We start from the raw sequence: 12,516 nt of genomic DNA, 5'->3' as shown, positions 1-12,516 counted from the left end.
GGGCCAAAGCTCTGGACAGGGCGGAATAGGGCCGTAAAAGGCCTTTTCCCGTCAGCCCTATCTTTCTATGAACAGGCTTCACGGGACCAGCGGCCCACGGGGCAGAGGCATTTCTCCATGCGCAATGAACCGCAGATCACCCCCGAGCTCGTCGCCGCCCACGGCCTGAAGCCCGACGAGTATGAGCGCATCCTGAAGCTGATCGGGCGGGTGCCGACCTTCACGGAGCTCGGCATCTTCTCGGCGATGTGGAACGAGCACTGCTCGTACAAGTCGTCGCGCATCCATCTCAAGGGCCTGCCGACCAAGGCGCCCTGGGTGATCCAGGGTCCGGGCGAGAATGCCGGCGTGATCGACATCGGCGACGGCCAGGCGGTCGTGTTCAAGATGGAGAGCCACAACCATCCGAGCTACATCGAGCCGTACCAGGGCGCCACCACCGGCGTCGGCGGAATCCTGCGCGACGTGTTCACGATGGGCGCGCGGCCGATCGCCTGCCTGAACGCGCTGTCGTTCGGCGCCCCGGAGCATCCCAAGACCCGGCATCTGGTGTCGGGCGTGGTCGCCGGCGTCGGCGGCTATGGCAACTCGTTCGGCGTGCCGACGGTCGGCGGCCAGACCCGCTTCCACACCCGCTATGACGGCAACATCCTGGTCAACGCCATGGCGGTCGGCCTCGCCGACGCCGACAAGATCTTCTATGCGGCGGCCTCCGGCGTGAACATGCCGATCGTCTATCTCGGCTCCAAGACCGGCCGCGACGGCATCCATGGCGCCTCGATGGCCTCGGCGGAGTTCGACGATTCCTCCGAGGAGAAGCGCCCGACCGTTCAGGTCGGCGATCCCTTCGCCGAGAAGCTGCTGCTGGAAGCCTGCCTCGAGATCATGGCGGCGGATTGCGTGATCGCGATCCAGGACATGGGCGCAGCCGGCCTGACCTGCTCGGCAGTCGAGATGGGCGCCAAGGGCGATCTCGGCGTCGATCTCGATCTCGACGCCGTGCCGACGCGCGAGACCGGCATGAGCGCCTACGAGATGATGCTCTCGGAAAGCCAGGAGCGCATGCTCATGGTGCTCAAGCCCGAGAAGGAAAAGGAAGCCGAGGCGATCTTCCGCAAATGGGGCCTCGATTTCGCTGTCGTCGGCCACACCACGCCGAGCAAGCGCTTCGTCGTCAAGCATGGCGGCGACGTGATGGCCGACCTGCCGATCAAGGAGCTCGGCGACGAGGCGCCGCTCTACGACCGCCCGCATGTCGCCTCATCGGCGCTGCCGGTGATCCATGCCCGCGACGTCAAGCCACCGATGGACATCATCCCGGCGCTGGAGAAGCTGATCGCAACTCCGGATCTGTGCTCCAAGCTCTGGGTGTGGGAGCAGTACGACCACGTCATTCTCGGCAACACCGTGCAGCGCCCCGGCGGCGATGCCGCCGTCGTGCGTGTCCAGGACGGCCCGAAGGGCCTCGCGCTCACCGTCGACGTGACGCCGCGCTATTGCGAGGCCGATCCGTATCAAGGCGGCATGCAGGCCGTCGCCGAAGCCTGGCGCAACATCACGGCTGTCGGCGGCCGGCCGCTCGCCATCACCGACAATCTCAATTTCGGCAATCCGGAGCGGCCTGAGATCATGGGCCAGTTCGTCGGCTGCCTGCAGGGCATCGCGGAAGCCTGCCGCACGCTCGACTTCCCGGTCGTGTCCGGCAACGTTTCGCTCTACAACGAGACCAATGGCCGCGCGATCCTGCCGACGCCTTCGATCGGCGGTGTCGGTCTGCTCGACGACTTCACCAAGTCGGCGAGCATCGCCTTCAAGGCCGAGGGCGAGGCGATCCTGCTGGTCGGCGACACCCATGGCTGGCTTGGCCAGTCGGCGTATCTGCGCGATGTCTGCGGCCGCGAGGAGGGCGCCCCGCCGCCGGTCGATCTCGCTGCCGAGAAGCGCATCGGCGATGTCGTGCGCGGCATGATCCATGCGGGCACGGCGACCGCGGCGCACGACCTGTCCGATGGCGGCTTGCTGGTGGCGCTCGCCGAGATGGCGATGGCCTCCGGCATCGGCGCGCGGCTGCTGGCTGCGCCGGCGTCGATCGTGCCGCATGCCTATTGGTTCGGCGAGGACCAGGCGCGTTATCTCGTGACGGTGCCGGAAACCGAGGCCGGCCGCGTACTCGCCAAGATGCGCGGCGCCGGCGTGCCCTGCACGCGGATCGGCACGACGGGCGGCACCGCGCTGGCCATCGCCGGCGAAGCTGCGGTCGAGATCGCGTCGCTCAAGACCCGGTTCGAAAGCTGGCTGCCGAACTACATGGGTGGTAGCGCCGCCTAACCGCTGTCGTCCCGGACAAGCCACGGCGGCGCAACGCGCCGACGTGGCGCCGATCCGGGACCTATACTCCGGGACCGGAGTTGCTGGGCAGCTGGTCGTTGACCCGCGCCAACAACAAACTCCTGTGGTTATGGGTCCCTGCGCCGCGTGCGCAATTGCGCACTAGGCAGGGACGACAGCGGAGTTTGTTGTGAGCGCCGTGGGCCTTTCCCAGCGCGTCATTGCGAGCGCAGCGAAGCAATCCAGGGCTCCGAAGGGACTCCTGGATTGCTTCGTCGCTTCGCTCCTCGCAATGACGGTAACAATTCCTAGAGCACGCTCTTCGCACCCGGGATCTGCCGGAGCACCCACGTTGCGCCCCAGCTCAGGAGCACGGTGGCGACGAAGGCGATCGTGGCCTTGGCGATGGCCGGCAGATTGAGATCGAACAGCCAGTACTGGAGCCACAGCACGATCGGGTAGTGTACCAGGAACATGCCATAGGCATCGGCCTGCATGCGGTCGAGCACGGAGAATTCCGAGCGGCGGTTGTTGAGGAAGTAGGACAGGATCGCGAACAGGATCGCGGCGCTGAAGATCACGAAGAAGAATCCGTACGCCGCTTCGTACCAATCCGGCAGCTGAGGCGGATTGCCGAGCACCTGGCGCTTGATCGTGATCAGCACCCACAACAGCGCGTAGGGCACGATCGTCACCACGGTCCAGGCGCCGAGCCCGCGCTGCGAGATCTGCCCTTCCGCAGCCAGCAGCCCGCGTTCGAAATTGGCTGAGCCGATGCCGGCCCCGACGTAGAAATAGGCGGCGTAGAGCAGAATGCGGCTGACCTGGACCGAGAACGGACCGGCCTCGAACCAGTTATTCGGGCCGAAATAGACGCGGGATGGAATGTAGAGCAAGCCCGTGATCAGGAGGAAAACCAGGAAGAAGTCGCGCGGATGCTCGAAGGCGCGTTGCGACAGCCGGTTGATCGGCTCGAGCAGGCGCGGCGACACCCGGTACAGCAGCGCCGCCGAGGTGTCGAGCGCCAGCAGCACCCAGATGAACCAGATCGGTCCGCTCGGCCATGGACCGACCGTGACCGTCTTCCACCAGTACGCCGTGAAGGTGGCCTCGGGGTTGGCGCGCAGCTCGATCGCATAATAGGCGATCGGAATCAGGGTCAGCGCCGCGACGGCGAACGGCAAGCCAAGGCGCAGCAGCCGGTCGCGCAAGAATTGCAGCGTCGACTTGTGAGCAAGCCCCGACCACACGAACAGGCCTGAGAGGAAGAAGAACATGGCCATGAAGAAGCTGTCGGTGGCCAGCACGATGCCATCGAAGCCGAGGAAGGACGTCGGATCGGTGTGCCCGAAATAGGTGTAGGGAATCACGGCGTGGTGGAGCAGCACCACCAGCGTCAGGAAGGTGCGGGCGTGGTCGAGAGCTGCATTGCGCGCCCTGGCGCGCGGGCGGGCCTGAAGCTCGACCTTCGCGGCCGCCGCCGATTGCGTAACAGATATGACCATGTCGTCCCCCAGCGCCGCTGCAGCCGTGCCCTTGCCGCTGGCGTGACATCAGCATCCCCCCCGCTGCGGGCGGTGATGCATGCGTCAATCCAAGGCTGCGAGCTTGCAATAAATGAGCTCGTGTAACTTTGGCACCATCATTCGCCGGGGCATTGTCCCGAACGATGCATGACGGCGCCGGAATACCAAATGTTCGTCGTCGATGCTGCAAATCAGCAAGTGCAGCGGCCTGCAAGCCGATTTCTCACACACAAGCCGATTTTTCGCACTCGTTGTCTTTACGGACAGACCACCTACGAAGTTACGCTTCCGTGGTCCGGAGCAGCGGAAATCTCCGCGCCCTCGGTCGCTCGAAGGAACCGGTTCCCAGCGGCGTCGTTAGAGAGGCGACGCGCCGGCTCGGCGCTGGACCGGAGGAATATACCGTGACTCTTCTCAAATGGGCGCTGCTGTTCTTCGTGATCTCGGTGGTCGCCGGCATTCTCGGCTTCACGGGAATCTCGGCAGCTTCCGCCGACATCGCGCGAATCCTGTTCTACGTCTTCCTGGTGATCTTCCTGGTGCTCCTGATCCTCGGGCTCACGATCTTCAGGGTGTAGCAAAGACTTCGTGAAGCTGAAGGTTTTGGGGATGCGACCGCCGCGCCGGTGCTGGCTTCGGGCCAACCCGCGGCGGTCGATCCGTCAGACCTTAGTCAGCCGCAACTTCCTCGATCCGCACCTTGTCGGGATAGAACGCCAGATGGCCTGAAATCTCGGTCATGGCCGGGAAGGGCGCCTCGTAGCTCCAGATCGCGTTGTCGAGCGTCTTGCCGTTGGCAACGATGCTGAAATAGCTGGCATCCCCCTTGTAGGGGCAATGCGTGACGCGATCGGTCTTCTGCAGTGCCGCCATGTTGGCATCGTCGCGCGGCACGTATTGAACAGCCGGGTAGCTTGCTTCCTTCAGCGTCAGCGCACTGGTGGTATCTGCGATCACGACGCCGTCGGCGAGCACCCGCACACGCTTCGGGTTACGGGTGATGGTGATGGGGTGATCCGGTCCTGGCAGCTTCATGTCATAACCTTAGTGTGATAACCTTCGCGGATCCGGCATCGGGGTGCGGCACCCGGTCCGGCGCTTTTTGCCTGATGTTTCTATATAGTGGTTCCGGGCGTGACCTCGGAAGCGGTTCGCGCTAAATTCGACCATCACGGTCGCGCGAGAACGCCTTGATTCGCCGCCTTTGACGGCGCACTGATGGGGGCTGCAGGCGCACCGCAGGCCTTGCACCACCCGTCGCCCGACAGAAGGAGATGCACCGGGATGCCCATGGATGCCCACGATATCGAGCAGATGATCAAGGCTGCCATCCCTGACGCCCAGGTGACGATTCGCGATCTCGCCGGCGATGGCGACCATTACGCCGCGACCGTGATTTCGGAGGCCTTCCGCGGCAAGTCCCGCGTGCAGCAGCACCAGCTCGTCTATCAATCGCTGCGCGGGCAGATGGGTGACGTGCTGCATGCCCTGGCGTTGCAGACCGGGGTGCCTGACCCGCGCTGACCGTCCGGAATAGGCAGGGCAGCACGCATCCTTGGGGGAGATGGCGGTGGACAATCCGCGTGGCGCGCTGTTCCGCGTGCTCGAGCCGAACCAGCGCAGCCGGGTTACGTTCGTCGAGCTGTTCTTCGATCTCGTCTTCGTCTACGCCGTGACGCAGATCTCGCATTACCTGATCGGCCATTTCACCCCGCTGGGCGCTGCGCAGACCGCTGCCCTGTTTCTCGCGGTGTGGTGGGTGTGGGTCTACACCGCCTGGGTGACCAACTGGCTCGATCCCGAAAAGGCGCTGGTCCGCGGCCTGTTGTTTGCCTTGATGCTGGCAGGCCTCGTGCTGTCGATGTCGATCCCGCGGGCATTCGAGGATCGCGGCCTGTGGTTCGCGATCGCCTACGCCGCCATGCAGGTCGGCCGGACGGCGTTCTGGCTTACGGCGACCCCGCCGCAGCGATCCGCCGTGCGCCTGAACGCGGCTCGTATTCTGTCCTGGCTGAGCGCCTCGGCGGTGCTCTGGCTGCTCGGCGGCTTTGCCGACGGCTCGGCGCGGATGGCGCTCTGGGGGGCGGCGCTCACGCTCGAATACATCTCGCCGGCCGTCCGCTTCTGGATTCCAGGCCTCGGCGGGTCGACGGTGGACGACTGGATGGTCGAGGGCGGCCACATGGCGGAGCGCTGCGCGCTCTTCATCATCATCGCGCTCGGCGAATCGATCGTGGTGACCGGCGCGACCCTGGCCGAACTCGACTGGACCGGGGCCAACATCGCCGCCTTTGCCGGCGCCTTCGTCGGCACGGTCGCGATGTGGGCGGTGTATTTCAACCGCGGGGCCGAGGCGGGCTCGGAGGTGATTTCGCGGTCGACCCAGTCCGGGCTGATGGCGCGCTCCGCCTACACCTATCTGCACATGCCGATCGTCGCCGGCATCATCGTCTCGGCGGTGTCCGACGAGATCGTCCTGAAGCATCCGCTCGGACATGCCGACTGGAATACGGCGGCAACGACGATCGGCGGTCCGTTCGTGTTCCTGCTCGGGACCATCCTGTTCAAGCTCAGGATCCGCGGCTTCCTGCAGCTGTCGCACGGTGCGGGCCTGCTGGCCCTGATCGGGCTCAGCTGGTTTGCGACCGAGCTGTCGCCGCTGGTTCTTTCAGCCCTGACGAGCGTGCTGCTGGCGATCGTGGCCCTCTGGGAGACGCTCTCGCTGCGCTCGAAACCGGAGCCTCACGCTTCGGCAACGAGCGCCTGAACCGAGAACATTTTCGCCGCGTCGGTCCAGACGGTCTGGACTTTCCAGCCCGACCCGCGCGCCAGCGCGCCGAACCGCTCGATGCTGTATTTGTAGCTGTTCTCGGTGTGGATGCTCTCGCCGGCCCGGAACGAGATCGTGGTGCCCAGCAGGCGAACCGATTGCTGCTTGCGCGCGACCAGATGCATTTCGATGCGGTGCTGCTCGCGATTGTAGATCGCCCGGTGGACGAAGGCCGACAGGTCGAAATTGCCACCGAGCTCCCGGTTGATCCGCAGCAGCAGATTCAGATTGAAGCGCGCGGTCACGCCGGCCGCATCATTGTAGGCGGCATGCAGAACGCGCTCGTCCTTCTCGAGGTCGACGCCAACGATCATGCGAGCCCCGACGCCCAGGATCTCACGCGCCGAGCGCAGGAAGCGGCAGGCTTCGTGCGGCTCGAAATTGCCGATCGTCGATCCCGGAAAGAAGCCGACCTTCGGCTGTCCTTCGATGGCCGCGGGCAACTTGAAGGCCGTGGTGAAGTCGGCAATGACCGGATGGACGGCGAGCTCCGGGAAGTCGCGCCGCAAATCGTCGGCCTGTGCCGTCAGGAAGTCGCCGGAGATGTCGACCGGGACGTAGGCCGCGAAGCGGCAGCTTTCCAGCAGCAGACGCACCTTGGTGGTCGCGCCGGCTCCGAACTCGACCAGGGCGGCGTTGTCACCAATGATTGCGGCGATCTCGGCGCCTCGATCCCGGAGAATGTCGAGCTCGGTGCGGGTCGGGTAGTACTCCGGCAATCGCGTGATCTGCTCGAACAGGTCGGATCCGGCAGCGTCATAGAAATATTTGGGCGACAGTTGCTTGGGCTGATGCGTCAAACCTGCCACCACATCCGACGCAAAGGCCGACGTCTTCTCGTCAGGAAGATGGGCGTTGACTAGAGCATTGACATGCACGTTCATGATACTCTCCTGGACGCGCACGGGCGCGACGTGTCGGGTCGTTGATGTGAGTTGCTCAGTCGTATTCGGCGAGCCGCAACCCCGTGAACTGCCAGCGGTGATGCGGATAGAAGAAATTGCGGTAGGTGACGCGGCTGTGGCCGGCCGGCGTCGCCAGCGACGACCCGCGCAGCACCAGCTGATTGACCATGAACTTGCCGTTGTATTCGCCGAGCGAGCCCTCGATCGCGCGATAGCCGGGATAGGGGCTGTAGGCGCTGCGGGTCCATTGCCAGACGACGCCGAAGGCGTCGTTGAGCTGATGGCCGCGCGCGGCGACCTCCCATTCCATCTCGGTCGGCAGATGTTTGCCGGACCAGCGTGCGAAGGCGTCGGCCTCGTAGTAGCTGACGTGGCAGACGGGCGCATTCGGATCGACGGCACGGAGCCCGCCGAGCGTCATGATGCGCCACTGACCCTCGACCTTGTACCAGTGGCCTGGAGCCTGCCAGCCCTCGCGCGTCGCGGTGGCGAAACCGTCCATGAGCCAGAGCGTGGCCGTCTCATAGCCGCCGCCATCCATGAAGGCGAGCCACTCGGCATTGGTGACGAGGTTGCGCGCCAGTCTCACCGGTCCGACGAGGGCCCGATGGGCCGGCCGCTCATTGTCGAAATGGTAGCCGTCGCCGGCGTGCCCGACGGTGTGGATGCCCTCGGGAAGGTTGATCCAGCCCTCACCCGCATGGGCGGGGGCAGGAAAGCTCCATGACGGATCGTAGGCCGGCGCCGTCGGGTTCTGCGCGAACGCATGCAGGATGTCCGTCAGCATCAGCTCCTGATGCTGCTGCTCGTGATTGAGGCCGACCTCGACCAGGGGCGCCACGGCTTCCAATGTCGCCGCGTCGGCGCGGCCCAGGAATTCGACCATGGCCGCATCGACATGCCGGCGATAGGCGGTGATGTCGGCCGCGCCCGGGCGGGTGATCAGGCCGCGCTCGCCCCGCGTGTGGCGCGGGCCGGCACTGACGTAATAGGAATTGAACAGGAAGGCGTAATCCGGATGGAAGGGAGTATATCCCCGGCAGTGCTCCCCCAGCACGAACTGCTCGAAGAACCAGGTGGTGTGGGCGCGGTGCCATTTGGCCGGACTGGCGTCCGGCATCGACTGGATGACCTGATCCTCCGGGCTCAGCGGCGCAGCCCGGCGCTCGGTCTCGCCTCGAACCACCAGAAACGCCTCGATCAGGCCCCCGGCCACAGGTCCGGGCCTGGGGGCCTGCGGCGCATCGGTGATGGGGGGCGGGGCCGTGGCGGACGCTGAACTGGTCACGAGGGTCTCCGTATGCCGGGAGAAAACGATGTTCCAAGGAACAAGTTCCTTTGGACAGTTCGTCCTAAATAGGCGCTTGGTTACCGGATAAAACCCTCGTGGCGGGCTATCTTATTGATGTCCGCAGGCCATGGTGGCCCCCGCAACGGTGGCTCCTTGGCATTTTACTTTGGCTGAACAACGGTTTGCGCTACATATAGAGGGAGTGACGGTCGGCCCGGGCGGAATGCGTCCTGGCGCGATCGGAGCGGCACCGAGCCCCAGGCGTTCCTTGAGACGCCCTAGAGGAAGCGAAGATGAGCATTGAGCAATTCATTGACAACGAAGTGAAGTCGAACGACGTCGTCCTGTTCATGAAGGGGACGCCGCAGTTTCCGCAGTGCGGATTTTCCGGCCAGGTCGTGCAGATCCTCGACCATGTCGGCGTCGGCTATAAGGGCCTCAACGTTCTCGAATCCGCCGAGCTGCGCAACGGCATCAAGACGTTCTCGAACTGGCCGACGATCCCGCAGCTCTATGTGAAGGGCGAGTTCGTCGGCGGCTGCGACATCATCCGCGAGATGTTCCAGAGCGGCGAGCTGCAGCAGCTGTTCACCGACAAGGGCGTTCCGGTCGGCACGGCAGCCTCGGCCTGAGCTATCCAGTCCGAAAGATCGGCGCGACCCGGTTCGAGGTCATCACAGCCGACATCACCAAGCTCGGCGTTGACGCCATCGTCAACGCCGCGAATTCGTCGTTGCTCGGTGGTGGCGGCGTCGATGGCGCGATTCACCGCGCCGCGGGTCCGGACCTCGTCATGGAATGCCGCATGCTCCATGGCTGCAAGACCGGCGAGGCCAAGATCACCAAGGGCTATCGCCTGCCGGCCCGTCATGTGATTCACACCGTCGGCCCGGTCTGGCAGGGCGGTGACCGCGGCGAGCCGGAGCTGCTGGCGTCGTGCTACCGGCGCTCGATTGAGCTGTGTCACAAGCTCCTCCTCGACTCCGTCGCATTTCCTGCGATCTCGACCGGCATCTTCCGCTTTCCCGCCGATCGTGCAGCGTCGATCGCGGTCGCGACCTCGATCGAGGCGATCAGCACGGAGACCTCGCTGTCCCAGATCGTGTTCTGCTGCTTCTCCGAACAGAGCGCCGAGCTGCACGACCAGGCCCTGAGCGAGGCGATCGCCAGCCGCGCTCGCGCGCGTTCGGCGAGATGATTGCGGCCGGCCGGCGGCGGAGCCGATAAGGTGGCTCGGCAGGTCTCGCGAAGGTCGCTGCTCGGCGCATTCCTGGCCGCGCCCATGCTGCCTGCCTTGGCCCGCGCGGGCGGACCGTCGCCGCGCGATCTCGATCGGTCGCGGCTCGACAAGGTCTCCGACTATTTCCGCAACGAGGTCTCCGCCGGCACCATTCCCGGCGCGGTCGTGCTGGTCCAGCAGCATGGCAATCCGGTCCTGCTGCAGAGCTTCGGATTGTGCGATCCGGCGACCCGCTCGCCCATGGCGGAGGATGCGATTTTCCGCATTTATTCGATGTCGAAGCCTGTCACGTCGGTGGCGGCGATGATGCTGGTCGATGACGGCAGGCTGAGGTTGAATGATGCGCTCTCGACCTACATTCCTGCGTTCGCCGATGTAAAGGTCGACGGTCGGCCGCTTGCTAGTCCGATCACCATTCTCGACCTCCTGCGCCATACCTCGGGTCTCACCTACGGCTTCTACGGCGAGACGGCGGTTCGCCGGCACTACGCCAATGCGCAGCTGTTCGATGGCGACATCGACAACGAGACATTCGCCGCGCGTCTCGCCAAGCTTCCGCTCGCCGAGCAGCCGGGGACATTGTGGGACTACGGCCACTCGACCGACGTGCTCGGACGGGTGATCGAGATCGCCTCCGACAGCTCGTTGTTTCAGTTCGAGCGGGACCGGCTGCTCGGTCCGCTCGGCATGCACGAGACGGCCTTCTTCCTGGCTGACCCGAGCCGGCGCAACCGCGTTGCCGAGCCGTCGCCGCGCGACTGGTTCGATCGTCCCGTTGCCGGCCTGGATGATCCGATCCGCCGCAGACGTTGGGAGTCGGGCGGGGCGGGGATGATCAGCACCATCTCCGACTACGCGCGGTTCGCGCAGATGCTGCTGAATGGCGGCATGTTCGACGGTCGCCGCTATTTGAAGCCCGAGACCGTCGCGTTGATGACGCGGGATCATGTGGTGGGAGTGGGGATTCGTCGCGATGACCTCTATTTCCCCGGTGCCGACCACGGTTTCGGCTTGGGATTCTCCGTGCGCATCACAGAGAGACCACCGTTGCCATCCGGCGAATATGGCTGGGACGGTGTCGGCGGGACGTTCTTCTTCATCGATCCCGCCGACGATCTGTTCGTCATCGTCATGATGCAGGCGCCGTCGCAGCGCGGCCGCATCGCGAGCGATGTGCGGCAGCTGGTCTATGGCGCGCTCGCGTAGTCCGGGCGAGCGGAGCGACCCCGGGGTCTCACGTGCTGCATCGCGAACCCCGGATGTCGCTGCGCTCATCCGGGCTACGAGGTTAAGCGCCGCGCACGATCTCCCGGACATGGCCGATGGTCTCTTCGATCATCGCCGAGGTCACGTCGAGATGGGTGCAGGCGCGGATGCGGCCGTCCATCATGGCCAGCAGCACGCCGCGCTTGCGGAGTCCGCTCACCATCTTCTCGCCGCTGACGCCTGCGCCATCCGGCTTGAAGAACACGAGATTGGTCTCGGGCTCCTGCACCTCGACGCCCTGGATCTGCGACAGGCCGCGCGCCAGCGCGCGCGCATTGGCGTGATCGTCGGCCAGCCGGTCGACATGGTGGTCCAGCGCGTAGATGCAGGCTGCGGCGACCACGCCGGCCTGGCGCATTGCGCCGCCGAGCCGCTGTTTCCAGCGCCAGACCTCGTCGATGAAGGCGGCGCTGCCGGCGAGCACGCCGCCGATCGGCGCGCCGAGCCCCTTGGAAAAATCGATCCAGGCCGAATCCCAGCCTGCCGCCATGTCGGCCGCCGGAATGCCGGTGGCGACGGTGGCATTGAGCAGCCGCGCGCCGTCCATATGCGTCGCCATGCCCTGGGCCTTGGCGATCGCGACGATCTCGTCGAGCGCGGCCTTCTTCCAGATCGTGCCGCCGCCGATATTGGCGGTCTGCTCGACGCTGACGACCGTCTGCGGCGGCTGGTAGCGGCTGCGCGGATGCAGCGCGGCGCGGAACGTCTCCGGCGTGAACTGCCCGTCAGGGCCCTTCAGCTGCGTGACCTGGAAACCGCCCAGCGCCGCATGCGCGCCGCCCTCGCGCGAGATGATGTGCGCGGTCTCGTGCGCCAGGATCTCGTCGCCCGGCCGGCAATGCACCAGTGTCGCCGTAACGTTGCACATCGTGCCCGACGGCATTAGCACCGCGGCTTCCTTGCCGAGCAGGGCGGCGACGCGGGCGGTGAGCTCGTGCACGGTCGGATCGTCGCCGATCTGCTCGTCGCCGACCTCCGCCCGCGCGATCGCCTCGCGCATCGCCGGGGTAGGCCGGGTCTGCGTATCCGACAACAGGTTGACGCGCACGGGCGGCGCCTTGGGATCGCGCGGGGGCGGGGTGTAATACATCGGCAGTCCTCGTTCGGCTTTCACGGCCGGACCTTACCCA

At 65.4% G+C, this 12,516-nt stretch carries 12 protein-coding genes; 7 read left to right on the top strand and 5 right to left on the bottom strand.

The features are described 5' to 3' along the window. The first annotated feature begins 117 nt into the window (after positions 1 to 117). Positions 118 to 2,328, top strand: a complete 2,211-nt coding sequence (purL, locus tag S58_RS23655; protein ID WP_015667900.1) for a phosphoribosylformylglycinamidine synthase subunit PurL — start codon at positions 118 to 120, stop codon at positions 2,326 to 2,328. Positions 2,329 to 2,636: 308 nt separating this feature from the next. On the opposite strand, the gene S58_RS23650 is transcribed toward purL, so the two are convergent. Continuing rightward, positions 2,637 to 3,833 carry an acyltransferase family protein gene (locus tag S58_RS23650; protein WP_015667899.1) on the bottom strand — a complete coding sequence of 399 codons (1,197 nt, stop codon included), beginning with the start codon at positions 3,831 to 3,833 and terminating at the stop codon, positions 2,637 to 2,639. A gap of 425 nt (positions 3,834 to 4,258) precedes the next feature. Between S58_RS23650 and S58_RS36020 the strand changes: the two genes are divergently transcribed. Then, a complete protein-coding gene (locus S58_RS36020) occupies positions 4,259 to 4,432 on the top strand; it encodes a DUF1328 domain-containing protein (RefSeq protein ID WP_042340888.1) in 174 nt (57 codons plus the stop codon). A gap of 91 nt (positions 4,433 to 4,523) precedes the next feature. Here the strand turns inward: S58_RS36020 and S58_RS23640 are convergent, their stop codons facing one another. Beyond that, a complete protein-coding gene (locus S58_RS23640) occupies positions 4,524 to 4,889 on the bottom strand; it encodes a DUF427 domain-containing protein (RefSeq protein WP_015667897.1) in 366 nt (121 codons plus the stop codon). 249 nt (positions 4,890 to 5,138) lie between these two features. On the opposite strand from S58_RS23640, the gene S58_RS23635 reads away from it, so the two are divergent. Together S58_RS23635 and S58_RS23630 are read left to right on the top strand one after the other, a co-directional pair. Next, on the top strand, positions 5,139 to 5,378 hold the full coding sequence (locus S58_RS23635; RefSeq protein ID WP_015667896.1) for a BolA family protein: 240 nt from the start codon (positions 5,139 to 5,141) through the stop codon (positions 5,376 to 5,378). A gap of 40 nt (positions 5,379 to 5,418) precedes the next feature. Then, positions 5,419 to 6,621, top strand: a complete 1,203-nt coding sequence (locus S58_RS23630) for a low temperature requirement protein A (protein ID WP_042340173.1) — start codon at positions 5,419 to 5,421, stop codon at positions 6,619 to 6,621. Here S58_RS23630 and egtD read toward each other — a convergent pair. Together egtD and egtB are read right to left on the bottom strand one after the other, a co-directional pair. Then, positions 6,597 to 7,568 (bottom strand): L-histidine N(alpha)-methyltransferase, encoded by a 972-nt coding sequence (gene egtD / locus S58_RS23625; RefSeq protein WP_015667894.1) that lies wholly within the window; start codon positions 7,566 to 7,568, stop codon positions 6,597 to 6,599. The two genes, S58_RS23630 and egtD, sit on opposite strands and share 25 nt — an antisense overlap. Positions 7,569 to 7,623: 55 nt before the next feature. After that, complete coding sequence (gene egtB, locus S58_RS23620; RefSeq protein ID WP_015667893.1) at positions 7,624 to 8,877, bottom strand: ergothioneine biosynthesis protein EgtB; 1,254 nt, start codon at positions 8,875 to 8,877, stop codon at positions 7,624 to 7,626. 296 nt (positions 8,878 to 9,173) lie between these two features. On the opposite strand from egtB, the gene grxD reads away from it, so the two are divergent. The 3 genes from grxD to S58_RS23605 are packed head-to-tail and all read left to right on the top strand — an operon-like array spanning position 9,174 to position 11,326. Continuing rightward, a complete protein-coding gene (grxD, locus tag S58_RS23615) occupies positions 9,174 to 9,512 on the top strand; it encodes a Grx4 family monothiol glutaredoxin (RefSeq protein ID WP_015667892.1) in 339 nt (112 codons plus the stop codon). Beyond that, complete coding sequence (locus tag S58_RS23610) at positions 9,509 to 10,078, top strand: O-acetyl-ADP-ribose deacetylase (RefSeq protein WP_042340172.1); 570 nt, start codon at positions 9,509 to 9,511, stop codon at positions 10,076 to 10,078. Before grxD ends, S58_RS23610 begins: the two co-directional genes overlap by 4 nt. Positions 10,079 to 10,108: 30 nt before the next feature. Beyond that, entirely contained in the window at positions 10,109 to 11,326 is a 1,218-nt protein-coding gene (locus S58_RS23605; protein WP_042340887.1) for a serine hydrolase domain-containing protein, read from the top strand. Between the two features lie 82 nt (positions 11,327 to 11,408). Here S58_RS23605 and S58_RS23600 read toward each other — a convergent pair whose 3' ends face one another. Beyond that, complete coding sequence (locus tag S58_RS23600; protein WP_015667889.1) at positions 11,409 to 12,476, bottom strand: threonine aldolase family protein; 1,068 nt, start codon at positions 12,474 to 12,476, stop codon at positions 11,409 to 11,411. Positions 12,477 to 12,516 lie beyond the last annotated feature (40 nt).

The organism is Bradyrhizobium oligotrophicum S58 (assembly GCF_000344805.1).
GTDB classification, from domain to species: Bacteria; Pseudomonadota; Alphaproteobacteria; order Rhizobiales; family Xanthobacteraceae; genus Bradyrhizobium; species Bradyrhizobium oligotrophicum.
This window is presented reverse-complemented; position numbering and strand designations above follow the sequence as displayed.

Coding starts and splice junctions, on each gene's coding strand:
- purL (WP_015667900.1), top strand. CDS start 118: ATGCGCAATGAACCGCAGATCACCCCCGAGCTCGTCGCCGCCCACGGC.
- S58_RS23650 (WP_015667899.1), bottom strand. CDS start 3,833: ATGGTCATATCTGTTACGCAATCGGCGGCGGCCGCGAAGGTCGAGCTT.
- S58_RS23640 (WP_015667897.1), bottom strand. CDS start 4,889: ATGAAGCTGCCAGGACCGGATCACCCCATCACCATCACCCGTAACCCG.
- S58_RS23635 (WP_015667896.1), top strand. CDS start 5,139: ATGCCCATGGATGCCCACGATATCGAGCAGATGATCAAGGCTGCCATC.
- S58_RS23630 (WP_042340173.1), top strand. CDS start 5,419: ATGGCGGTGGACAATCCGCGTGGCGCGCTGTTCCGCGTGCTCGAGCCG.
- egtD (WP_015667894.1), bottom strand. CDS start 7,568: ATGAACGTGCATGTCAATGCTCTAGTCAACGCCCATCTTCCTGACGAG.
- grxD (WP_015667892.1), top strand. CDS start 9,174: ATGAGCATTGAGCAATTCATTGACAACGAAGTGAAGTCGAACGACGTC.
- S58_RS23600 (WP_015667889.1), bottom strand. CDS start 12,476: ATGTATTACACCCCGCCCCCGCGCGATCCCAAGGCGCCGCCCGTGCGC.